Origin of the sequence: Streptomyces sp. NRRL B-3229 (assembly GCF_000719505.1) — a bacterium.
Taxonomy (GTDB): Bacteria; Actinomycetota; Actinomycetes; order Streptomycetales; family Streptomycetaceae; genus Streptomyces; species Streptomyces griseorubiginosus.
This window is the reverse complement of record NZ_JOGP01000018.1, coordinates 61,959-84,299: the sequence shown is the minus strand read 5'-3', so window position 1 is coordinate 84,299 and position 22,341 is coordinate 61,959. Positions and strand designations below refer to the sequence as shown.

At 71.8% G+C, this 22,341-nt stretch carries 18 protein-coding genes; 9 read left to right on the top strand and 9 right to left on the bottom strand.

Going from position 1 to position 22,341, the window contains the following annotated elements; all coding sequences use genetic code 11:
* Positions 1-17 precede the first annotated feature (17 nt).
* The 4 genes from IF54_RS0126340 to IF54_RS0126325 form a co-directional block, all read right to left on the bottom strand.
* On the bottom strand, positions 18-380 hold the full coding sequence (locus tag IF54_RS0126340; protein WP_030322927.1) for a cupin domain-containing protein: 363 nt from the start codon (positions 378-380) through the stop codon (positions 18-20).
* Positions 381-560: 180 nt separating this feature from the next.
* Entirely contained in the window at positions 561-857 is a 297-nt protein-coding gene (locus tag IF54_RS0126335) for a hypothetical protein (protein ID WP_063754970.1), read from the bottom strand.
* A gap of 96 nt (positions 858-953) precedes the next feature.
* Positions 954-1,925, bottom strand: a complete 972-nt coding sequence (locus tag IF54_RS0126330; RefSeq protein WP_030322916.1) for a pyridoxal-phosphate dependent enzyme — start codon at positions 1,923-1,925, stop codon at positions 954-956.
* Complete coding sequence (locus tag IF54_RS0126325; protein ID WP_051735543.1) at positions 1,919-2,668, bottom strand: helix-turn-helix transcriptional regulator; 750 nt, start codon at positions 2,666-2,668, stop codon at positions 1,919-1,921. Before IF54_RS0126325 ends, IF54_RS0126330 begins: the two co-directional genes overlap by 7 nt.
* Before the next feature lie 207 nt (positions 2,669-2,875).
* On the opposite strand from IF54_RS0126325, the gene IF54_RS0126320 reads away from it, so the two are divergent.
* From IF54_RS0126320 to IF54_RS0126310, 3 genes are all read left to right on the top strand, one after another.
* Positions 2,876-4,636: a glycoside hydrolase family 35 protein gene (locus IF54_RS0126320; RefSeq protein WP_030322911.1), complete on the top strand. Its 1,761-nt coding sequence runs from the start codon at positions 2,876-2,878 to the stop codon at positions 4,634-4,636.
* On the top strand, positions 4,633-7,017 hold the full coding sequence (locus IF54_RS0126315; RefSeq protein WP_030322908.1) for a beta-galactosidase: 2,385 nt from the start codon (positions 4,633-4,635) through the stop codon (positions 7,015-7,017). The genes IF54_RS0126320 and IF54_RS0126315 overlap by 4 nt, the downstream gene beginning before the upstream one ends.
* A gap of 214 nt (positions 7,018-7,231) precedes the next feature.
* On the top strand, positions 7,232-8,299 hold the full coding sequence (locus tag IF54_RS0126310) for a LacI family DNA-binding transcriptional regulator (protein WP_037820584.1): 1,068 nt from the start codon (positions 7,232-7,234) through the stop codon (positions 8,297-8,299).
* 152 nt (positions 8,300-8,451) lie between these two features.
* Here IF54_RS0126310 and IF54_RS0126305 read toward each other — a convergent pair whose 3' ends face one another.
* The gene (locus tag IF54_RS0126305) at positions 8,452-10,020 is read right to left on the bottom strand and encodes a PLP-dependent aminotransferase family protein (protein ID WP_030322904.1); all 1,569 of its coding nucleotides are present in this window, start codon (positions 10,018-10,020) and stop codon (positions 8,452-8,454) included.
* A gap of 21 nt (positions 10,021-10,041) precedes the next feature.
* Between IF54_RS0126305 and IF54_RS0126300 the strand changes: the two genes are divergently transcribed.
* From IF54_RS0126300 to IF54_RS0126290, 3 genes are all read left to right on the top strand, one after another.
* Positions 10,042-11,007, top strand: a complete 966-nt coding sequence (locus IF54_RS0126300) for a DMT family transporter (RefSeq protein ID WP_030322901.1) — start codon at positions 10,042-10,044, stop codon at positions 11,005-11,007.
* Positions 11,008-11,062: 55 nt separating this feature from the next.
* Positions 11,063-13,249: an RICIN domain-containing protein gene (locus tag IF54_RS0126295; protein WP_030322898.1), complete on the top strand. Its 2,187-nt coding sequence runs from the start codon at positions 11,063-11,065 to the stop codon at positions 13,247-13,249.
* Between the two features lie 80 nt (positions 13,250-13,329).
* Entirely contained in the window at positions 13,330-14,445 is a 1,116-nt protein-coding gene (locus tag IF54_RS0126290) for a chitinase (RefSeq protein ID WP_030322895.1), read from the top strand.
* 56 nt (positions 14,446-14,501) lie between these two features.
* On the opposite strand, the gene IF54_RS0126285 is transcribed toward IF54_RS0126290, so the two are convergent.
* On the bottom strand, positions 14,502-15,200 hold the full coding sequence (locus IF54_RS0126285; RefSeq protein ID WP_030322893.1) for a FadR/GntR family transcriptional regulator: 699 nt from the start codon (positions 15,198-15,200) through the stop codon (positions 14,502-14,504).
* A gap of 255 nt (positions 15,201-15,455) precedes the next feature.
* Between IF54_RS0126285 and IF54_RS0126280 the strand changes: the two genes are divergently transcribed.
* Positions 15,456-17,687, top strand: coding sequence for an alpha-L-fucosidase (locus IF54_RS0126280; protein WP_030322891.1), 2,232 nt, complete (start codon positions 15,456-15,458; stop codon positions 17,685-17,687).
* Between the two features lie 84 nt (positions 17,688-17,771).
* On the opposite strand, the gene IF54_RS0126275 is transcribed toward IF54_RS0126280, so the two are convergent.
* The 3 genes from IF54_RS0126275 to IF54_RS0126265 all read right to left on the bottom strand — a co-directional run bounded on the left by IF54_RS0126275 (position 17,772) and on the right by IF54_RS0126265 (position 20,508).
* Complete coding sequence (locus tag IF54_RS0126275) at positions 17,772-18,740, bottom strand: SMP-30/gluconolactonase/LRE family protein (RefSeq protein WP_030322890.1); 969 nt, start codon at positions 18,738-18,740, stop codon at positions 17,772-17,774.
* A 140-nt stretch (positions 18,741-18,880) separates the two neighbouring features.
* A complete protein-coding gene (locus tag IF54_RS0126270) occupies positions 18,881-19,714 on the bottom strand; it encodes a PIG-L family deacetylase (RefSeq protein WP_030322888.1) in 834 nt (277 codons plus the stop codon).
* 203 nt (positions 19,715-19,917) lie between these two features.
* A complete protein-coding gene (locus IF54_RS0126265; RefSeq protein ID WP_030322886.1) occupies positions 19,918-20,508 on the bottom strand; it encodes a TetR/AcrR family transcriptional regulator in 591 nt (196 codons plus the stop codon).
* 104 nt (positions 20,509-20,612) lie between these two features.
* Here IF54_RS0126265 and IF54_RS0126260 point away from each other — a divergent pair, with 104 nt between their 5' ends.
* Positions 20,613-21,551 (top strand): NAD(P)-dependent oxidoreductase, encoded by a 939-nt coding sequence (locus IF54_RS0126260; protein WP_030322885.1) that lies wholly within the window; start codon positions 20,613-20,615, stop codon positions 21,549-21,551.
* 126 nt (positions 21,552-21,677) lie between these two features.
* Positions 21,678-22,328 (top strand): hypothetical protein, encoded by a 651-nt coding sequence (locus IF54_RS0126255; protein ID WP_030322883.1) that lies wholly within the window; start codon positions 21,678-21,680, stop codon positions 22,326-22,328.
* Positions 22,329-22,341: the final 13 nt, after the last annotated feature.

Here is a 22,341-nt window from a genome sequence, read left to right as displayed (position 1 = left end):
TCCCTCGCGTAGACCCTTCACTGCTCCTTCGCGTAGTCCCTCGCCATGCCGCCCGCGAAGTCGTAGACCACGCACTGCTCGTCGCCGACGACCCAGGCGTCGTGTCCTGGAGACACCACGAAGATGTCCCCGGGGCCCAGTTCGCGCTCTCCGCCGCCCTCGTCCATCAGGATGTGCATACGGCCCTGGACCACGTAGCCGTTGTGGTGGACCTCGCAGCTCTTGGTGCCCGCGATCGGTCCCACCGACTCCGACCAGCGCCAGCCGGGCTCGAAGGTGCCCACGGCGAAGTCCAGCCCGCTCATGTGGACCGCCTCCAGGTGGCCCCGCGGGAAGTCCCGGCGCTCGTCCGGCTTGTCGAGCGTCTTCACCTCGAACATGACGGATCTCCCTTCCGGCCGTGTCGGTACGGCCAGGGCCGGTCTCCGTCTCCCACCCGTCCCGGGCGGCACCGGCGGGGCCGGTCCCACGCCTCCATCGTCCGCCTGTCCAGCCGGGGCCGCCATTCGGGTGACCCACGCCCTGTCGCCGACCACCGCGCCCGGTAGAAGCAGTCCGTATCAGGTCGTGGGGTGGCGGCGGGCCCGGAGCCAGTGGACGCCCTTCACGGCGTAGCCGGCGGTCATGAGCGGGAAGCCGGCGAAGCCGAGCCAGAGCCAGGACTCCCCGGCCACGAGACCCAGCAGGCCGCCGCCGAGAAGCAGCAAGGAGCCGACGGCGTCCAGCAGGTCGAGGCGCGCCTCGCCCCGCAGATCGGAGTCGGCTTCCCGCAGTCGATGCAGGACGACGAAGAGAACGAGGACCTGCCATGAGAACAGAACGAGAAAGATCCAGACGGACCAGCCGGGTATGCCCACGGCGTGCACTCTATGCACCGCATGGAACCCCACGGAGCAAGATTCAAAAGATGTGCCCTGGCCGCAGCCGAAGCTCCGGCCCATCGACACCGGCCCTCACGCCCCGCACAACCGCGCGAACCGCTCCGCATCCACATTCCCACCCGAGACGATCACCCCCACCCGGCCCGGAAGGCCGCTCACCCGGCCGCTGAGCAGCGCGGCCAGCGCACTCGCGCCGCTCGGTTCGACGACGATCTTCAGGCGTTCGAAGGCGAACCGCATGGCGTCCCGGATCTCGTCGTCGGAGACGAGCGCGATCTCGTCGACCAGTCGGCGGTTCACCGAGAACGTCAGCTCGCCCGGCGTGTGCAGGGCCTGTCCGTCGGCGATGGTCTTCGGGACCGCGATGCTGACGCGCCGCCCTGCTTCCAGGGAGCGCCGGGTGTCGTCGCCGGTCTCCGGCTCGACCCCGATCATGCGGATGTCCGGATACCGGCCCTTGGCCGCGGTCGCGCTCCCCGCCATCAGCCCACCGCCCCCGACTGGCACCAGCAGGGCACCCAAATCGCCGGTCTCCTCCAGGAGTTCGAGGGCAGCCGTACCCTGTCCCGCCATCACATGCGGGTGTTCGTACGGCGGAATGAGCGCCAGGCCACGCTCGGCGGCCAGGGCCTCGGCGATGGCCACGCGGTCGCCGGTGTAGCGGTCGTAGGTCACGATCTCGGCGCCGTAGGCCTCGGTGGCCGCGCGCTTGGACTCCGGGGCGTCCTCGGGCATCACGATCACGGCGGTGGTGCCGAGCTCACGGGCGGCCAGCGCGACGGCCTGGGCGTGGTTTCCGGAGGAGTAGGCGGCGATGCCCCGCGTCAACTGGTCGGGGGTGAGCCGGGAGGCCGCGTTGTAGGCACCGCGGAACTTGAAGGCGCCGACCCGCTGGAAGTTCTCGCACTTGAGGTGGACCTCGGCGCCGACCAGCGCGTCGAGGGTGCGTGAGCGCAGCACCGGCGTGCGGTGGGCGACGCCCTTGAGCCGGGCGGCCGCGTCCAGGACATCGTCCAGGGTGACCGGCGGAATGCTCGTCACGATTGCCCTCCATCCTTCGCCCAGTCCCGAGCCGCGTCCCGAGCGCGGTCCCGAGCACCTTCTCCAACCCCGTCCCGATCCTCTTCCCGAACCCCGTCGCGGGACGCGGTTCGGGGCTGTTTCCGGGACTGGGACAGATAGCTGTACGCGGAGGCCCGCGAGATCCCGAGCCGTCCCGCCACCTGCTCGATCGCCCGCCGCACCGCGAACACGCCCCGCTCGTCCAGGCTGCGGAACAGGTCCAGGCGCCCGGCGCGGTCGAGCAGCGCCCACGACTGGTGTTGGTGCGCGTCGAGCATGACGTCGACGACGGAGTCGATGTCGTCACCGAAGGTGGTGACGGGAGGTTCCGCAGGGATCGCGCCGGTCCCGGCCAGCGCTCCCAGCAGGGCGTGGACCTCGTTCACCGCGCCGACGTCGACATTGACGCACAGGGCGCCGAAGACCGCGCCCGAGGAGTCCCGCAGCAGCATCGTCGACGACTTGACCAGCTTGCCGGTGTCGGTGCGGGTGACGTAGTTCAGCTCGTCGGCCGCCTCGTCGCCGCGGGCCACCATGCGCAGGCCGATCTGGCTCATGGCCCCGCCCACCGAGCGCCCGGTCACCGCGCCGGAAAGGGCCACGACCGACTGCTCCGGTCTCCGGTAGTCGTGCAGCACCACCTCGCACACCGGCCCGAAGGTCGCCGCGATCCCGTCGACGACCGGTCTGAGCGCGGCAAGGATCGCGTCCCGCTCGGCCTCCATCACACGCCTCCTGTCTCCGTCAGCAGATCTAGACTACCAATCCAATCCCTGGACCACCAGTCCAATCACCCTCGACTCCCCCGGCGCTACGAGAGATCTTGACGACCTTTGAGTTACCGGTAACATCGACACCCACGCGCACGCTCGTCAGCTCGTCCGCAGCGCCCGAACCCCCTGAACTCCCGCCCCTTCGAAGGGATGCCCCGCATGCCCGCTCTGACGACGTCCACCGACGGTTTCCTGCTGCACGGCGAACCGTTCCGGATCCTCTCCGGAGCCATGCACTACTTCCGGATCCACCCCGACCAGTGGGCCGACCGGCTGCGCAAGGCCCGGCTGATGGGTCTCAACACCGTCGAGACGTATCTGCCGTGGAACCACCACCAGCCCGAGCCCGGCACCCTCGTCCTGGACGGCTTCCTCGACCTGCCCCGCTGGCTGCGCCTGGCCCAGGAGGAGGGGCTCCAGGTGATCCTGCGTCCGGGCCCGTTCATCTGCGCCGAGTGGGACGACGGCGGGCTGCCGTCCTGGCTGCTCGCGGACCCCGACATCCGGCTGCGCACCAGCGACCCGCGCTTCACCGGGGCGTTCGACGGCTACCTGGACCTGCTGCTCCCGGCCCTTCGGCCGTATCTCGCCGCGCACGGCGGCCCGGTGATCGCCGTCCAGGTGGAGAACGAGTACGGGGCCTACGGCGACGACACCGCGTACCTCAAGCACGTCCACCAGGCGCTGCGTGAACGGGGCGTCGAGGAGCTGCTGTTCACCTGCGACCAGGCCAACCCCGAGCACCTGTCGGCCGGCACGCTGCCCGGCACGCTCGCCACCACGACCTTCGGCAGCCGGGTCGAGGAGAACCTCGCCGCGCTCCGCGCCCACCAGCCCGAAGGGCCGCTGATGTGCGCGGAGTTCTGGATCGGCTGGTTCGACCACTGGGGCGGCCCGCACCACGTGCGCGACGCGGCCGACGCCGCCGCCGACCTGGACCGGCTGCTCGCGACCGGCGCCTCGGTCAACATCTACATGTTCCACGGCGGCACCAACTTCGGCTTCACCAACGGCGCCAACCACAAGCACGCCTACACCCCGACGATCACCTCCTACGACTACGACGCGGCCCTCACCGAGAGCGGCGACCCCGGCCCCAAGTACCACGCGTTCCGCGAGGTCATCGCCCGCCATGCCGGCGTCCCGCAGGAGCCGGCCCCGGCCCCCGCGCCCAAGCTCCCCGTCACCGACGTCGACCTGGACCACCGGGCGCCGCTGCTGCCGTACGTCCGCGGCCTCGCACCGGTGCGCACCGAGCACCCGGCGACGATGAACGAACTCGGGCTGCGGTCGGGGTACGTGCTGTACCGCACCACGCTGCCGGCCTCCGGTGAGGGCCTGCTGCACTTCGCGGGCGGGGTCGGTGACCGCGCCCTGGTGTTCGTGGACGGCGCGTGCCTCGGCGTGCTGGAGCGGGAGCGCCACGACGAGACGCTGGTGGTGCGGGTGCCGCACTCCGGTGCCGTGCTGGAGGTGCTCGTGGAGAACATGGGCGGCGTCAACTACGGGCCGCGCATCGGCACCCCCAAGGGGCTGCTCGGTCCGGTCTCCTTCCAGGGGACCGCACTGGAAGGCTGGGAGGCCCGCCCGGTGCCGGCGGACGATCCGGCCGCCGTGCCGTTCGGGGCGTACGAGACGGGCCCCTCCGCCGGACCCGCCTTCCACCGGGGCACCTTCGAGGTGGCCACGCCCGCCGACACCTTCCTGGCCCTGCCCGGCTGGACCAAGGGCCAGGCCTGGGTCAACGGCTTCCACCTCGGCCGGTACTGGAACCGCGGCCCGCAGCACACCCTGTACGTGCCCGCCCCGGTCCTGCGCCAGGGCTCCAACGAGCTCGTCGTCCTCGAACTGCACGCCACCACCGCCACCCGCGCCCGGCTCACGGACAGCGCCGACCTCGGCCCGGAGAACACCTGGTGACCGGTGCTCACCGGCTGCGCTTCCCGGCGCCCGCCGCTCCCCCGCTCACCGGTCACCTGCCCTTCGCCGACGCGCCGGGCGTGGCCGACCCGATCGAGGTCACCAGCCGCTGGCTCACCCGTGGCGGCCGCCCCTGGTTCCCGGTGTCCGGCGAGTTCCACTACTCCCGCTACCCCGCCGGGGAGTGGGAGGAGGAGCTGCTCAAGATGAAGGCGGGCGGGGTCACCGCCGTCGCGAGCTACGTCATCTGGATCCACCACGAGGAGATCGAGGGACGGGTCCGCTTCGACGGCGACCGCGATCTGCGCCGTTTCGCCGAGCTGTGCGCCCGGCACGGCCTGGACTTCGTCCCCCGCATCGGCCCCTGGTCGCACGCGGAGGTCCGGGGCGGCGGTCTGCCCGACTGGGTGCTCGCCCGCGACTGCGCACCCCGCACCGACGACCCCGCGTATCTGGCGGCGGTACGGCCCTGGTTCGCGGCGATCGCCGGGCAGTTGAAGGGCCTGGACCGCGCGCACGGCGGCCCGATCGTGGCGATCCAGATCGAGAACGAGCTCTACGACCGGCCCGGCCACCTGCTGACACTGAAGCGGATGGCCCAGGAGGCCGGCCTGAGCGCACCCCTGTGGACCTCGACCGCCTGGGGCGGGGTGCGACTCCCGCCGGACGAGCTGCTCCCGCTGTACGGCGGCTACACCGAGGCCTTCTGGACCGAGGCCGACGGCCGCTGGCCCGACACCTGCCGCAAGCACTTCTTCTTCACCCACCAGCGCGACGACGAGGGCATCGGCTCGGACCTGCGCCCGGTGACCGTGCGCGGCAGCGAGCCGGACGCCTTCGCGGACCGGTTCCCCTGGGCCACCTGCGAGTTGGGCGGCGGCATGGCGGTGTCGTACCACCGGCGGCCGTACGTCGAGCCGGACGACATCGGCGCGCTCGGCCTCACCAAGATCGGCTGCGGTTCGGTCTGGCAGGGCTTCTACATGTTCCACGGCGGCACCAACCCGCCGGGCGAGCTCAGCACCCTCCAGGAGTCTCACGCCACGGGATATCCGAACGACCTGCCGGTGCTGACGTACGACTTCCAGGCGCCGCTCGGCGAGTACGGCCAGTACCGGCGCACCTATCACGAACTCCGGCTCCAGCACCTGCTGTTGGCGGACTTCGGGCACCTGATCGCCCCCATGGAGTCGATGCTCCCCGAGGAGCGTCCTGCCGGACAGTCCGACCGGGACACCCTGCGGTGGGCCGTGCGCGGGGACGGCGCGTCGGGCTTCCTGTTCGTGAACAACCACCAGCCGCACGAGCCGCTGCCGGAGCACCCGGAGACGACGTTCACCATCGAATTCGCCGACGGGAGAGGCGAGTTGGCGCTGCCCAGCACTCCCGTCACCGTTCCGGCCGGCGCCTACTTCTGCTGGCCGCTGCGGCTGGAGCTGGCCGGACTGCGGCTGGAGTGGGCCACCGCCCAGCCGGTGTGCCGGCTCGATGTCGGGGGCCGTACGGTCCTGGTGCTGGCCGCCACCGACGGCATCGCGCCCGAACTCGCCCTGGACGCGGACACGGTGGCGTCGGTGAGCACACCCACGGGCGATGTCGTCCCGGTTGGCGAGCGGCTGCTGGTGACCGGGCTGCGGCCCGGCACCGACGCCCTCGTGGAGGTGGACACCGCCGACGGCGGTCGGGTCGGGCTGCTGGTCCTTGACGCGGCGACGGCCCGTACCGCCTACCGGGGTACGGCCTGGGGCGCGGAGCGGCTGGTGCTGAGCACGGACGGCGTGGTCTTCGACCGGGACGAGGTACGGCTGCACGGTACGGGGAGCGCGACGTCGTTCGCCGTGCTGCCGGCGCCGGAACGGGCCCCCGTGGTGGACGGGGTGGCGGCGGAAGCGGTCACCGACGGCGTGTTCACGCGTTACGCGGTCCCGTCGGCCTCGGGCGATGATGTCCCCGCCGTCGAGGTCACCCTGGTCAGGGCCGCCGGGTCCGCCCCCGAGGCGGTCACCGGTGTCCAGGGCCGGGCAAGCGTTCCTGCCGACTCGTACTTCGACACCGTGGCCGCCGAGTACCGGGTCGAGGTGCCGGACGGACTGCCGCCGGGGACGCTGCTGCGGCTGCACTGGCACGGGGACGTCGGACGGGCGTACCTGGGCGGGACCCTCGTCGCCGACCAGTTCTCCGCGGGGCGGGTCTGGGACATCGGCCTGGACCGGCTGCCCGCGGAGGCGGTGCGGGGCGACGGGCTGCGGGTGCGGGTGCTGCCGTTGCACGCTCGGGCGCCGGTCCAGCTGCCGGAACAGGCGTGCGCCGAGCGGGAGACGGCAGCTGTCACACACGCCGAGTGGATCATCCGACGCACCCGGAAGGTCCGGACCGGCTGACCTGCCGGGAGTCCGGATCCCCGGTCCCGGCCCGCCTATGCTGAGCCATCGGGTGGGCCGGGGCCGCCGTCCCATCGTCACCGCCACCGTCACTTCCACTGCCGTCCCGGCGCCCGCCGTACGCCTGCCGTCGTCCAGCCGCACCCGGCAGCCCCACCAGGTCGAGATTCCGGCCGCGCCACCACACCCCCCACCAGGTCGAGGAACCGCCACCATGAGCCCAAGCGCCGCCGAAGGAGCCGTGCCGAAGGGGCGCAGCCGACGGAACTTCGCGGGCTCGCGCCCGGTGATGGACGACGTGGCCCGGCTGGCGGGCGTCTCCAAGCAGACCGTCTCCCGGGTGCTGAACGAGCATCCGTCGGTGCGGCCCGAGACCCGCGAGGCGGTGCTGACGGCCATGCGGACCCTCGGCTACCGGCCCAGCCGCAGCGCCCGGTCGCTGGCCAGCGGGCGGACCCGGATGCTCGGGGTCATCTCCTTCGACGCGGCCCGCTACGGGCCTGCCTCCATCCTCACCGCGATCAACACGGCGGCCCAGGAGGCCGGTTATCTGCTGAGCTCCATCGCCCTCGACACGGCCGAGCACGACACGGTCGTCGAGGCGGTGGGCAGGCTCTCGGCCGAGGGCGCGGACGGGGTGATCGCCATCGCCCCGCAGCTGTGGGTGGGGCACGCCCTGGCGGACGCCCGGTTCGACACCCCGCTGGTGGTGCTGGAGAACGGTTTCGACCCGGAGACCGAGGAGATCACCGGCGGCTCACGGGAGGGCGCCCGCATGGCCACCGAGCATCTGCTCGGGCTCGGGCACCCGACCGTCTGGCACATCGCGGGCCCGAGCGGCTGGACCTCGGCCGACCACCGCCTGGAGAGCTGGCGCTCGACGCTGGCGGCGGCCGGTGCACGGGTCCCGGAGCCGCTGTTCGGGGACTGGAGTGCCGACTCCGGCTACCACCTGGGCGGGCGGCTGGCCCGGCGCCCCGACGTCACCGCGGTGTTCGTCTCCAACGACCAGATGGCCCTCGGCGTCCTGCACGCCTTCCACGAGGCGGGCCGCTCGGTGCCGGGCGAGGTCAGCGTGGTGGGCTACGACGACATCCCGGAGGCCGCGCATCTGCTGCCGCCGCTGACAACCGTGCGCACCGACTTCGCGGAGATCGGCACGCGCTCCCTGCGGCTCCTGCTGAGCCGCATCGACGGCGGCACGCGGCCACCCCTCCCCGAGACCCCGATCCCGGTCGGTCTCGTGGTCCGCGCGAGCTGCGGGCCGGTGCCGGGGAGCTGAGGCCGAGGCGCGGGCCGTAGCCCGGGGCAGGCCGCGCAGCTTCGTGCCGATCCAGCCGTCACATCGAGGCCAGGCCGCGCGGCTGCGCCCCGGAACATCCAGCCGTCACATCGAGGCCAGGCCGCGCGGCTGCGCCCCGGAGCATCCGGGCGTCACGCCCGGACCAGGCCGTGCAGGGCCTCGCCGACCACCGCGATGCCCTCCTCGATGTCGTGCGCGGCGCCCGCCGCGTAGCCGAGCACCAGGCCGGGCGGGCCGGGGGTGAGCCGGTGCCAGGACAGGGGGTGCACCTTGACGCCCCGGGCCAGCGCGGCCGCGGCGAGGTCGGTGTCCCGCAGGCCGGTCCCCCGGTCGTCGAAGGTGACCATGAGGTGCAGGCCCGCGGCGGCCCCGTGGACGCGGGCGCCGGGCAGCCGGGCCCGGACGGCCCGCAGCATCGCGTCCCGGCGCCGGCGGTGGCGCAACCGGACGTGGCGCAGATGGCGTTCCAGCTCGCCGGAGTCCATCAGCCGCGCGAGGACCAGCTGGGTGAGGACGCCGTTGCCGAGATCGGCGTACCGCTTCGCCCGCACCACGGCGTCCAGCCGGTCCGGCGGCACGAGCAGCCAGCCCACCCGGAGCGCGGGCGCGAGGAGTTTGGAGACGCTGCCCGCGTAGCAGACCCCGTCGGGCAGCAACGAGCGCAGGGCCGGGACGGGCGGCCGGTCGTAGCGGTGCTCGGCGTCGTAGTCGTCCTCGATGACGACCCCTCCCCCGGCGGCCCAGGACAGCAGTTCGCGCCGGCGTTCCCCGTCGAGGACGACGCCGGTGGGGAACTGGTGGGCCGGGGTGGTCAGCACCGCCCGGGCACCGCTCGCGCGCAGGGCCCCGACGTCGAGTCCGCCCGCGTCCACGGGGACGGGGACGACGGTGTGGCCGCCGTACTCCAACTGCTGGCGTGCTCCGAGCGATCCGGGGTCCTCGACGGCGACGCGGTGGACGCCGTCCTCCCGCAGCAGCCCCCCGAGGAGGGCGAGGGCCTGCGCCACCCCGGCGACCACCACGACCTCGTCGGGGTCGGCGCGGATGCCGCGGTTGCGGGCCAGCCAGCCGACGACGGCCCGGCGCAGGGCGGGGGCACCGCGCGGGTCGCCGTAGCCGAAGTCGGCCGGGGTGACACCCGCGAGGACGGCCCGCTCGGCGCGCACCCAGGCGGTGCGAGGGAAGGCGGCGAGGTCGGGGAGGCCCGGGGAGAGGTCGATACGGCACGGCAGGGCGCGCAGCTCGTCGACGACGCCGTCGCGGGCCGCGGACGCGAAGAGGGCGCGGCCCGGTCCGGCGGCATCGGGCGCACTCTCGCCGGCTGCGGAGGGAGGGGCGCTCTCGCGCGGGGCGGCGGGTGCGGCGGGCGCGGCTACGACGACGGTGCCGAGCCGGCCGCGGCCCGCGATCTGGCCGGACTCGCCCAGCCTGCGGTAGGCCTCGGTGACCACGCCCCGGGTGACGCGCAGTTCGGCGGCGAGGACCCGGCTGGCGGGCAGCCGGGTCCCGACCGGCAGCCGGCCGTCGGCGATGGCCGCCCGCAACCGGTCGGCGAGCCAGGCGGTACGGCCGCCGGCCGGCGCCTGTCCGATGTCCAGCTGGAGGAAGTCCGAGCCCGCGGCCGCGCCGTCACGCTGCGTACCGGATCCCGTTTTGGACCCCTCGGCCGGCGACTTCGTGGACCTGCCCATGGCGTCCATTGTGCGGGCAGGGTGGGCGGTATGGACACACCTTCCACCTCGTTGACCCAGCTGGTCCCCGGCATGATCGGGATGATCCTGGTGGGGAGCAGCGTCAGCGTCTCGCACACTCTGGTGGACGCCCCGCTGTTCACCACCCAGGCGGTCCGGTACCTGGCCGCGGCCGTGATCCTGGTCCTCCTCGCCCGGCTCGCCGGTGTCCGGCCGGTGTGGCCTCGGGGGCGGGAGTGGCTGTGGCTGACCGGGCTCGCCGTCACCGGTCTGGTGCTGTTCAACGTGGCCGTGGTCCGGGGCGTCGCACACGCGGAACCGGCGGTGATCGCCGTGGCGGTGGCGTGCGTACCGCTGGTGCTCGGGGTGGTGGGACCGCTGCTGGAGCGGCGCAGGCCGAGCCGGCAGGTGCTGATCGCGGCACCCGTCGTCATGGCGGGCGCGGTGCTGGTGGAGGGGACCGGCCGCACGGACGCGGCCGGGGTGGCCTGGGCGGGCCTTGCCCTGGGGTGCGAGGCCGCGTTCACGCTGCTCGCGGTGCCCGTGCTGGCACGCCACACGCCCTGGGGAGTGTCGATCCACGCGACATGGATCGGCGGTGCGCTGCTGGCCGTTCTCGGCGTCCCTCTCGAAGGACCCACCGCCGTACGGGAGGTGACGGCAAGTCAGTGGGCGGCCGCCGGTTATCTCACGCTGATGGTGACGGCGGTCGCATTCGTCCTGTGGTACTCGACGGTCCGCGCGGTCGGGGCCGGACGGGCCGGGCTGCTCACCGGCATCGCACCCCTGGCCGCGGCGGTCGTGAGCGCGCTCTCGGGCACGGGCACGCCGGGGCCCTCGGTGTGGCTGGGCATCGCGGTGGTGATCGTGGGTCTGGTCGTCGGTCTGCGACCCGTTCCTGCGCGAGTGGTTGAGACGTCTGCGGCACCGACGGCCGCCAACCCCCTTCCCTCAAACCTTACTTCACCTCTTGACGCAAGTGGTCCATACCTTTAGGTTCCGGGGCAGCCAGACACCTCGCACCACCTCACCCCCACGAAGGGCTCCGCGCATGCCCACCCGCACCCGCCTCCGCGGATCCGGCGCCGCCGCGCTCGTCACGGCGGCCGCCGCGTCGCTCCTGACGTTCACCCCCGCACCCGCGAGCGCCGCCACCGCGATCCCCACCGGCTTCATGACTGTCATGAACGCGGCAAGCGGTCGCTGTCTCGACGCCAGGTCGGCCGGCACCGCCAACGGCACCGCCGTCCAGCAGTACGCCTGCAACAGCACCACGGCCCAGCAGTGGCGCTTCACCGCCACGAGCGACGGTTACGTCCGCATCGACAACCGCAACAACACCAGCCAGGTGGTGGACGTCGCCGACGTCTCCACCGCCGACAGCGCGCCCGTCCATCTGTGGACCTACGGCGGCGGCGCCAACCAGCAGTGGCTGCCCGTCGACGAGGGCGGCGGCGCGTACCGGTTCGTCAACCGCAACAGCGGCAAGTGCCTGGACGATCCGGGTGCCTCGACCGCCGACAGCGTGCAGTTCGTGCAGTACACGTGCAACGGCAGCGCGGCCCAGCGCTTCCAGGTGGTGCCGGTGACCCCGACGGCCGGCGACCCGGATCTCGGCCCGAACGTGGTGGTCTTCGATCCCTCCATGTCGTCCTCGACGATCCAGTCGAGACTGAACTCGATCTTCCAGCAGCAGGAGACCAACCAGTTCGGATCCCAGCGCTACGCCGTCCTGTTCAAGCCGGGTTCCTACACCGCGGACGCCAACGTCGGCTTCTACACCCAGGTCGCCGGGCTCGGCCTGACGCCGGACGCGGTCACGGTCAACGGCGCGGTGCACGCGGAGGCCGACTGGTTCCAGGGCAACGCGACGCAGAACTTCTGGCGCGGGGCCGAGAACCTCTCCGTCAACCCCGTGAACGGCAGCGACCGTTGGGCCGTCTCCCAGGCCGCCGCCTACCGCCGGATGCATCTGCGCGGCAACCTCGCCCTGGACGACAACGGCTGGTCCAGCGGCGGCCTGCTCGCGGACACGAAGATCGACGGACAGGTCAACTCTGGCAGCCAGCAACAGTGGTTGACCCGCAACTCCCAGCTCGGCAGCTGGACCGGGTCCAACTGGAACATGGTCTTCGTCGGCAGCCAGGGCGTCCCCGGCACCAGCTTCCCCAACCCGCCGTACACCACGGTCGCGCAGACCCCGGTCAGCCGCGAGAAGCCCTTCCTGTACGTCGACGGCGACGGCTCCTACAAGGTCTTCGTGCCGTCGGTGCGGTCCAACTCCACGGGCACCAGCTGGGCGAACGGGACCCCGCCGGGCTCTTCCCTCCCCCTGGACACCTTCTACGTCGTGAAGCCGGGCGCGAGCGCCGCGGACATCAACGCGGCCCTGGCGGCGGGCAAGAACCTCCTGGTCACGCCGGGTGTGTACCACCTGAACCAGACACTCCAGGTGAACCGCGCCGACACCGTCGTCCTCGGTCTGGGTCTCGCCACCTTCGTCCCGGACAACGGCGTCACCGCGATGAAGGTGGCCGATGTCGACGGAGTGAAGGTCGCGGGCCTCCTCTTCGACGCGGGCACCGTCAACTCGCCCACCCTGATGGAGGTGGGGCCCGCCGGCGCCGCCGCCTCCCACGCCGCGAACCCGACCTCCCTGCACGACGTGTACTTCCGCGTAGGCGGCGCAGGCGTGGGCAAGGCGACCACCAGCCTCGTGATCAACAGCGACAACGTGATCGGCGACCACATGTGGATCTGGCGCGCCGACCACGGCAGCGGCGTCGGCTGGAACACCAACACCGCGGACACCGGCCTGATCGTCAACGGCGACGACGTCACGGCGTACGGCCTCTTCGTCGAGCACTACCAGAAGTACCAGACGGTCTGGAACGGCAACGGCGGCCGCACGTACTTCTACCAGAACGAGATGCCCTACGACCCGCCCAACCAGACGGCCTGGACGAACGGTTCGACGCAGGGCTGGGCCGCCTACAAGGTCGCCGACTCCGTCACCAGTCACCAGGCCTACGGCCTCGGCAGCTACTGCTACTTCAACGTGAACCCGGGTGTGGTGGCCGAGCGGGCCATCGAGGCCCCGAACAGGGCCGGCGTGCGCTTCCAGAGCATGGTGACGGTCTCCCTCGGCGGCACCGGCACCATCCGGCACGTGGTGAACGGCACCGGCGGCCCGTCCAACTCCGCGGCCAACGTGGCGAATCTGACCAGCTACCCGTAGAGCTCCGCCCTTGTGCCGCCCCCGCTCGGCGGGGGCGGCCTCCCCGGCGTCCCCCACCCCCTCAAGGAGCGTGCCCACCCATGTCCTTCTCCCCGCGCGCAGCCCGCCTCGCGGTCCTCGCCGCCCTCGCCTGCGTGCTCACCCCGCTGTGCACGGTGACTCCCGCCCATGCCGCCTCCGGGACCATCACCGGCCTGGCCGGCAAGTGCGTCGACGTGGCGGGCGCGTCCGCCGCCAACGGCACGGCCGTACAGCTCTACGACTGCAACGGCACCGGCGCCCAGGTCTGGTCGAACCCCGGCGACGGCACCCTGCGGGCGCTCGGCAAGTGCCTGGACGTCGTGGACCGCAGTACCGCCGACGGCGCGGCCGTCCAGCTGTGGGACTGCTCGGGCGGCGCCAACCAGCAGTGGGTGGTCTCCGGCGCCCGGGACATCGTCAACCCGGCCGCGAACAAGTGCCTGGACGTGCGGGACAACAACAGCGCCAACGGCACCCGCTTGCAGATCTGGACCTGTTCCGGCACCGCCAACCAGAAGTGGAACGCGCCCGCGAGCGGCGGCGGGAGCCAGCCGTCCGGATTCGTCGTCAGCGAGGCGCAGTTCAACCAGATGTTCCCGAACAGGAACTCCTTCTACACCTACAGCGGCCTGGTGGCGGCGCTGAGCGCCTACCCCGGGTTCGCGAACACGGGCAGCGACACGGTGCGGAAGCAGGAGGCCGCCGCCTTCCTCGCCAACGTCAACCACGAGACCGGCGGGCTGGTGTACATCGTCGAGCAGAACACCGCCAACTACCCGCACTACTGCGACGCCGGGCAGCCGTACGGCTGTCCGGCCGGACAGGCCGCGTACTACGGGCGCGGACCCATCCAGCTGTCGTGGAACTTCAACTACAAGGCGGCGGGCGACGCGCTGGGGATCGATCTGCTGGGCAACCCCTGGCTGGTGCAGAACGACTCCGCCGTGGCCTGGAAGACCGGCCTCTGGTACTGGAACACCCAGTCCGGCCCCGGCACCATGACCCCGCACAACGCCATGGTGAACCAGGCCGGGTTCGGCCAGACGATCCGCTCCATCAACGGGTCCCTGGAGTGCGACGGCCGCAACCCGGCCCAGGTGCAGAGCCGGGTCGACGCCTACAACCGGTTCACGTCGATCCTCGGGGTCGCTCCCGGCGGCAACCTGTACTGCTGACACGGGAGTTCGCGCCGGTACCGGGCGGCCCCGGTACCGGCGTCACGCGTCTTGCGTCACGCGTCGGCGTCGGCCTCCAGGTGGGCCCTCAGCCACTCCTCGGTGTTGCTGACGTGCACCAGCGCGGTGGCCTGGCTGAGCGTGGCGTCCCGGCGGGACAGGGCGGCGAAGATCGCCTCGTGCTCGGCCAGGGTGCGGCCCGCGGCCTGTGAGTCGACCAGGCCACGCCAGATGCGGGCCCGCAGGGTGCGGCCGGAGACGCCCTCCAGGAGCGTGAGCAGGGACTCGTTGCCGGTGGCCGACACGACCGCGCGGTGGAACGCGGCGTCATGGGCATTGAGCAGTTCGACGTCCTCGCGCGCCTCGCGCATGGCGTCCAAGTGCTGCTTGACCTCGGCGAGTTGCTCGTCGGAGATACGTGTCGCGGCGAGCGCGGTGGCCATCGGTTCGAGGAGCCGCCGCACCTCCATCAGGTCCCGCAGGGCACCCGAGTCGCCCTGGAGGAGTTCCACCGCACCGCCGAGTCCCTCCAGGAGCAGGCTCGGCTGGAGGCTGGTGACATAGGTGCCGTCGCCCCGTCGCACCTCCAGGACCCGGGCGACCGCCAGGGCCTTGACCGCCTCACGGGCGAGGTTGCGGGACAGGCCCAGCTGCGCCGCGAGGTCCGGTTCCGGCGGCAGTTTCGAGCCGGGAGGCAGCGCACCGGAACGGATCAGTTCCCGGATCTGCTCGATGGCCTTGTCCGTCAGGGACACCCCGAACTCCTTCCACCGCCGTTGAGCGATGTTGATGATACGGCCCGGCTCGACAGGTCTACGCCAAAGCGGAATTCATGTGATGTCTGATGGACCACAAAAGCCTCATAGCCACTCAAATACTCATTACTGCCCGTCAGACTCCGGTATTCATCCCTGCACGCTGGTTGACACGGACCCGACACAGGGCCGACCTTCATCCGTAACATCCGGCTTTCGGGTCCCCGTGTCCCCCCTCCGCACCAGGGATGTCCCATGTCGAGTTCGCTCAGCAGACGTCAGTTCGTCGCCGGCGCCACGGCCGTCGTGGCGGCCGCGGTCACCGCCGACGCCTTCGCCGCCGGCCGCGCCCTGGCCGCCCCCGCCACGTACACCCCTTCGTGGAACTCCGTGAACCAGCATCCGGCGGCCCCCGAGTGGTTCCGCGACGCCAAGTTCGGCATCTACTTCCACTGGGGCGTCTTCAGCGTCCCGGCGTACGACAGCGAGTGGTACCCGCGCAACATGTACATCAGCGGGAGCAACGCCAACACGCATCACAAGGCCACCTACGGAGACCCCTCGGTCTGGCCCTACCACAACTTCATCAACGGGGCGAAGGACCTGGCGGGCAACACCGTGCAGTTCGCCCCGAAGCTCAAATCGGCGGGCGGCGCCTTCGACCCGAACGAGTGGGCGCAGCTGTTCGTGGACGCCGGAGCGAGGTTCGCCGGCCCGGTCGCCGAGCACCACGACGGCTTCTCCATGTGGGACAGCCAGGTCAACGAGTGGAACTCGGTGGGCAAGGGCCCCGGCCTGAACCTGCTGCGGCTGTTCACCGACGCCATCCGCGCCAGGAACCTGAAGCTGCTGGTGGCCATGCACCACGCCTACAACTTCAACGGCTACTACGACCACGCGCCCGCGCAGACCGACGCGAGCCTGAAGAAGCTCTACGGGCAGTTGGGTTCGACAGCCGAGAACCAGCTCTGGTACGACAAGCTCAAGGAGGTCATCGACCGGGCGCAGCCGGACATCCTGTGGCAGGACTTCGATCTCAGCGCGGTCGACGAGCAGCAGCGGCTCAACTTCCTGTCGTACTACTACAACCAGGCCAACTCCTGGGGCAAGGAGGTGGTCGCCACCTACAAGGACGGGTTCAACGGCCACGGCGAGGTCTTCGACTACGAGCGCGGCGGCCCGGGCGACCTCACCGACCCCTACTGGCTGACCGACGACAGCATCTCCAGCTCGAGCTGGTGCTACACGCAGGGCATCGGCTACTACTCCACCCAGCAGATGCTCCACGCACTGATCGACCGGGTCAGCAAGAACGGCAACATGCTGCTGAACATCGCGCCCATGGCCGACGGGACCGTCCCGCAGGGCCAGAAGGACGTCCTGCTGGCCATCGGCGACTACCTCAAGCGCTTCGGGGAGTCGATCTACGACACCCGGGCGTGGACGGCGTACGGCGAGGGCCCCACGAAGATGGGCGGCGGCGCCTTCACCAACCCGACCGCCGGCACGGCCCAGGACATCCGCTTCACCCGGAACAAGGCGAACACCGTACTTTACGCCACCGTGCTCGGCTGGCCCGGCAGCTCCCTGACCATCAAGACGCTCAACTCCGCCCGGATAAGTGTCAGTTCACTTCAGTCGGTGCAACTGCTCAACTCGACCGCCGGTACCTACACCACCCTGCCCACCCCGGCCCAGAGCGCGAGCGGTCTCACGGTCACCCTGCCGTCGTCGGCACCGTTCAGCGCCAACGCGTACGTGCTGAAGCTGACCTTCAGCGGCCAGATTCCCGGCCTGCGGCCGGTGGCCGGAGCCGTGACCTTCCAGGACGTCAACTACGCGGGCACCGGCACCGTCCTCGGGATCGGCGACTACACCGCCGACGCCCTGACCCTGGCCGGCCTCGGCGCGGGCACCCTGTCCTCCCTGCGACTCGCCCCGGGCCACCAGGTCATCGGGTACTCCGGTGACAACTTCACCGGCACCTCATGGACCTTCACCGCCGACAACGCCGATCTGCGCGCCACCGGCAACAACGACGCGGTGACGTCACTGAAGGTGCAGTTCAACCCGTCGACGTACTTCCAGCTCGTCAACGTGACGAACGGGCTGGCGCTGGACAGCGGCGGCAACGTGGCCTCCGGCTCCAACCTCAAGCAGTGGGCCTGGGACGGCAGCCCCAACCTCCAGTGGCAGGCGGTCGAGGTCGGCGGCGGCTACTACAGGCTGGTCAACCGCACCAACGGCATGGTCGCCGACGGCTGGGGCGCCACGGACAACGGCTCCCCCGCCCGCGAGGCCGCGTGGAACGGCGGCAGCAACCAGCAGTGGCAGATCACCCATCGCGGAGACGGCCGCTACTCGATCGCCAACCGCACCACCGGGCTCGTCCTGGACGGCGGCGGCAACGTCTCGTCCGGCTCGGTCACCAAGCAGTGGACGTACGGTTCCAGCACCAACCTGCTGTGGACGTTCACCGCTCTGTAGTCAGGTGCTGCACGGCGCGAGGGGCGGGCCCGGAACACGGCCCGCCCCTTCACTCACGCGGACCGGAGCCCACCGGGCCCGAGCTCACCGCCGGTTCAGCCGGGCCAGCAGCAGGTTCGGGTCCGGTACGGCGGCGAAGTACGAGGCGCTGGGGACGTAGACCGTCCGCTTGCGCACGGCCACGGAGGTCGGGTTCGAGAGGCCGTCCTGCTGGGTGAGCACGACGGAGCGGCTGCCGTCCGGGCGCACCACGACGACCTGGTTGCTGCTGTTGATCGCGGCCAGGACGGTGTCGTGTTGGCGGGAGGCGAAGGCGAAGTCGTCGATGCCGTCGAGCCCGGTCGCCCGGGTGCGGACCGGACCCGCGGAGCCGTCGGGGCGTACCGGAATGCGCAGCAGCGTGCCGCGGTCGGTGTTGGAGACCCAGACCGCGCCGTCGTGGACCTTGATGCCGTTGGCGCCGAAGCCGGTTCCGGACGGCACCGGGGTGAGGGGCGTGCCCGTGGCCCAGGCGGTTCGCGGACCGCCGGTCACGGGCACGCGCCAGACGGTGCCCCGTACCGAGTCGGCCGCGTAGAGCACGCCCCGGTGCTCGTCGAGGGCGAGGCCGTTGGGCAGCCCGTCGGCCGGCAGCTTCGCGATCTGCCGGGGCGTGCCGCCGCCCGCCGGGATGCGCCAGACGCCGGTCTCGCTGGTACCGGTGGCGTAGGTGACGTAGAGGGTGCCGTCGTGGGCGCGGGCGATGCCGAGCACGATGGCGGCTTGGACGATGGGGGTGTCCGGGTTCGCGACGCCGGGCAGGGTGACGCGTCCGCGGATGTCCCCGTGCCGGGTGACGTGGGCGACCTGGCGGGCGAAGGCGAAGGTCAGGTCGGCGGAGCCGTCGGGTTCGACGGCGATGTTCTCGGGGGTCTCACCCGCGGCGAAGTCGAAGTGGGCGACCACCCGGGGGTGCGACACGAGGGGCTCGTCACCGGACGCGGGAGCCGTCGCGAGCAGGCCGAGGGCGAGAGTGGTCGCGGCGACGGCGGCCAGATGCGGGAGTCGGGGCATGAAGGGCATGAACCTCTCCTTGGGCTGGAACACGGGCCACCGGTGTGGCGGCAGGGGCAGCCTGCGCCACACCGGCGGGTGAGCGCCGCAGTCACGGCCGGGGGGTCGCCCTCGTGGCCTACGGGGCGCTCCCGCGCGGGTCAGCGCAGTCCGGCGAAGAGGTCGTTCTCGGGTACGGGGGTTCCGGTCGGGTCCTGGACGCGCAGGAAGGTCTCCGTGCCCATCAACTCGCCGAACCGCTCCTTGCCCATCCTGAGGAAGAAGATGTTCTCGCCCTGGCTGGCGTGCGCGGCCAGCGCGTCGTACTTCTGGTCGCTGAACGCGGTGGTGTCCACCCACGTGGTGATCTCGTCATCGGGCAGGCCGATCTCGGCCATCGCGGCGGCCTCGGCGGGATCCGGCTCCGGCACGTCCTCGCCGAACTCGCGCATGGCCTCGCCGAACCGCCCCATCGCCGAGTGGGGCATCGTGGTCCAGTACACCTTCGGCGTCAGATCGACCAGCTCCAGTGCCGCCATGGTGATGCGGTGCGCCTGGATGTGGTCGGGGTGGCCGTAGAAGCCGTTCTCGTCGTAGGTGACGACCACGTCGGGCCGGTAGTGCCGCATGAGTTCGGCGAGCCGGGCCGCGGCCTCCGCCACGGGGGTCTGCCAGAAGGACCCGGGGGCGTCGTTGCCGGGCCAGCCCGCCATCCCGGAGTCGGCGTACTCCAGCATCTCCAGATCGGTGACCTTCAGGACCCCGCAGCTCTCCTCCAGTTCCTGCCGTCGCAGCGCGGCGACCGCCGCCGGATCGTGTCCGGGGTCGCCCGGCTTGACGCCCCCTGGTCCGTCACCGCAGCTGCCGTCGGTACAGGTCACGAGAACCGTGCGGACACCTTCCGCGGCGTACCGCGCGAGGACCCCTCCGGTTCCGGTGGCCTCGTCGTCGGGGTGTGCGTGCACCGCCATGAGCGTCAAGGGCCGGTCAGTCATGAGAACAGTCCTCCAGCAGAGATACGTCGTGAATCACTTGCCCGATGCAACCAGATCGGGGCAGCCCCCTGTTCCCGGTGGGAGGGCGCGGGAGGAAATGCGTCAGATCCGGTGGGCGAACCGGCCAACCCAGTGCACGGACGTGCCGTCCGGGCGTCGGCCCCTCGCCGTTCGCCGCCGGCACCGCGGCCACGGCCGGCGCATCACCCCGTCACCGCGGCGTCGAGCAGCGGGGCGAGTTCCCGGGTGACGGTCGTCAGGGGGCGGACGTCCCGCTCGGCGCGGGCAAGGAGGATCGCCCCCTCCAGGGAGCTGAGCATGAGCGTGGCGAGCGCGGACGACCGTTCCAGCGGTACGCCCATGTCCACGAGGGCCGCCGCCACCGCGCCGTGCCACTGGGCGAAGGCGGCGGACGCGGCCTGCCGGGTGGAGTCCACGCGCTCGGCGCAGTCCGCCGTGGCGGCGGCGACAGGGCAGCCGCCCGCGAACCCGGACGTCTCGTACTCGTCGGTCCACTGGCGCACCATCTCGCCGAACAGCCCGCTCGGCGTCGGTGCGGGCAGGGCGGCCAGGAAACGGGCGACGCGCCCCGCCGCGTACCGTCCGGCCCAGCCCACGGCCTCGTTGACCAGCTGTTCCTTGCCCCCGGGGAAGTAGTGCTGAAGCGAGCCGCGCGGCGCACCGGCGTGCTCGGCGACGTCCCGCATCCCGGCGGCCGAGACCCCGCCGCGCCGGATCAGCTGGGCCGCGCTGAAGACCATCCGCTCGCGTGGTCCGCGTTCGGACACCGCCATGTCCGGCCTCCCGCTCCTCGATCTTCCGAACCCCCACTCTATGACCGCCGTCATAATCCCGACTACTATGACGGCGGTCATAGTCGACGGAAGCGGTGAGCGTCATGGCGTACGTGGGTTTCGTCGGGCTGGGTGTCATGGGGCAGCCCATGGCCCTCAATCTCGCGCGTGCGGGGACCCCGCTGGTCGTCTGGAACCGGTCCCCGGCCAGGTGCGCGCCCCTGCGCGCCGCGGGCGCCGAGGTCGCGGCGAGCGTGGCCGAGGTCTTCGAGCGGGCCGGCACGGTGTTCCTCATGCTGGCCGACGAGACCGCCGTCGACGCGGTCCTGGGCCGCGGCACCCCGGACTTCCCGGTCCGCGTGTCCGACCGGACCGTCGTCCACATGGGGACGACCTCGGCGGAGTACTCGGCCGCCCTCCAGGCCGACGTCCGGGCCGCGGGCGGGCGGTACGTCGAGGCGCCGGTGTCCGGTTCCCGGGTGCCGGCCGAGCGGGGCGAGCTGGTGGCGATGCTGGCGGGTGACGGCGACGCCGTGGCGGCCGTACACCCGTTGCTGTCCCCCATGTGCCGGGAGGCGTTCGACTGCGGTCCCGTCCCGGACGCGCTGCTGACCAAGTTCTCGGTGAACCTGTTCCTGATCACATTGGTCACCGGCCTGACCGAGGCGTTCCACTTCGCCGCACGGCAGGGACTCGACCCGGGGCTGCTCCGGGACGTCCTGGACGCGGGCCCGATGGCCAGCTCCGTCTCCCGGATGAAGACGCCCAAGCTGCTGGCCCGGGACTTCGCGGTCCAGGCCGGAGCCGCGGACGTCCTCAAGAACAACCGCCTGATCGCCGAGGCGGCCCGCAGAACCGGTGTCGCCTCCCCGCTCCTGGACGTCTGCCACGCCCTGTTCGGCGAGACCGTGGAGCAGGGCCACGGCGACGAGGACATGGTCGCCGTCCTGCACGCCCTGGAGACGCGCACCGCCGGGGGTGACGCCGCAGGAGCCGCGGTCGAGGCCGGGAATGGCGCCGCAGGGGCCGCGGTCAGGTCGTGAGCGCTGCTCGGCGGCGCCTCGTTCTACGTAGCGGACTCCGTGTTTTCCCCGATGGACCCGTGGCCGCGCCTTGCGACGATGGGGCCTTTGTCGGCCGCGAGCGGGCCGGCGTCGAGGGGAGAGAACATGGGGATGTCCGGCAACGGGATGCGGGCGGCGCGATGGGGTGCGGGCACGCTGGTCGTTCTCGGTGCACTGGCCGGGTGCAGCGGCGGGGACGGGAAGCCGTCCGCCCACGCCGAAGCCTCGTCGGCGGCTGCCGGACCGACGAAGGGGCCGGGCGCCTACCGTCCGCCGACGGCCCTGTGCCCGGAGGTCGACTTCGGGCCGCTGACCGCGGCCGTGGCGCCCACGGCCGGTGCGCCGAAGGGTGAGCTGACCGGCTCCGATCCGTCGACCGCCGCCGGCGCTGCCTGTCTACAGGCTTTCAGGACGACCGGGACGAAGGCAGACGGCCGTTCGACCGTCTACTGCACCGCCTGGAAGGACGTCCCCACCGCGATCAAGATGTACGCGTACCGGCTGTCCTCGGCCCCGAAGGAAGCTCGGGGTGCGGTGGTGAAGGAGTCGGGCCTCGGCGGGGAGGCGTTCCGGTACCAGAACCTCAAGGACGCCGCACCGTTCGCCGACGACCTGCGGCTGGTGGTGCGGGACAGCAACATGGAATGCGAGGTCCAGGTGCAGAGCCTGAAGCCCTTGACGGACCAGCAGGTCAAGGCGGCCTGGCCGGCCATGGCGGTCACCGTCCGGACGCTGTTGCCCAAGCTGCGCTCCTGACCCGCCCGGGCCG

Excerpts from the sequence above, each read along its gene's own strand:
- IF54_RS0126340 (WP_030322927.1), bottom strand. The coding sequence starts at position 380 with ATGTTCGAGGTGAAGACGCTCGACAAGCCGGACGAGCGCCGGGACTTC.
- IF54_RS0126325 (WP_051735543.1), bottom strand. The coding sequence starts at position 2,668 with ATGGAGGCCGAGCGGGACGCGATCCTTGCCGCGCTCAGACCGGTCGTC.
- IF54_RS0126320 (WP_030322911.1), top strand. The coding sequence starts at position 2,876 with ATGCCCGCTCTGACGACGTCCACCGACGGTTTCCTGCTGCACGGCGAA.
- IF54_RS0126310 (WP_037820584.1), top strand. The coding sequence starts at position 7,232 with ATGAGCCCAAGCGCCGCCGAAGGAGCCGTGCCGAAGGGGCGCAGCCGA.
- IF54_RS0126305 (WP_030322904.1), bottom strand. The coding sequence starts at position 10,020 with ATGGACGCCATGGGCAGGTCCACGAAGTCGCCGGCCGAGGGGTCCAAA.
- IF54_RS0126300 (WP_030322901.1), top strand. The coding sequence starts at position 10,042 with ATGGACACACCTTCCACCTCGTTGACCCAGCTGGTCCCCGGCATGATC.
- IF54_RS0126295 (WP_030322898.1), top strand. The coding sequence starts at position 11,063 with ATGCCCACCCGCACCCGCCTCCGCGGATCCGGCGCCGCCGCGCTCGTC.
- IF54_RS0126290 (WP_030322895.1), top strand. The coding sequence starts at position 13,330 with ATGTCCTTCTCCCCGCGCGCAGCCCGCCTCGCGGTCCTCGCCGCCCTC.
- IF54_RS0126280 (WP_030322891.1), top strand. The coding sequence starts at position 15,456 with ATGTCGAGTTCGCTCAGCAGACGTCAGTTCGTCGCCGGCGCCACGGCC.
- IF54_RS0126275 (WP_030322890.1), bottom strand. The coding sequence starts at position 18,740 with ATGCCCCGACTCCCGCATCTGGCCGCCGTCGCCGCGACCACTCTCGCC.
- IF54_RS0126270 (WP_030322888.1), bottom strand. The coding sequence starts at position 19,714 with ATGACTGACCGGCCCTTGACGCTCATGGCGGTGCACGCACACCCCGAC.
- IF54_RS0126265 (WP_030322886.1), bottom strand. The coding sequence starts at position 20,508 with ATGGCGGTGTCCGAACGCGGACCACGCGAGCGGATGGTCTTCAGCGCG.
- IF54_RS0126260 (WP_030322885.1), top strand. The coding sequence starts at position 20,613 with ATGGCGTACGTGGGTTTCGTCGGGCTGGGTGTCATGGGGCAGCCCATG.
- IF54_RS0126255 (WP_030322883.1), top strand. The coding sequence starts at position 21,678 with ATGGGGATGTCCGGCAACGGGATGCGGGCGGCGCGATGGGGTGCGGGC.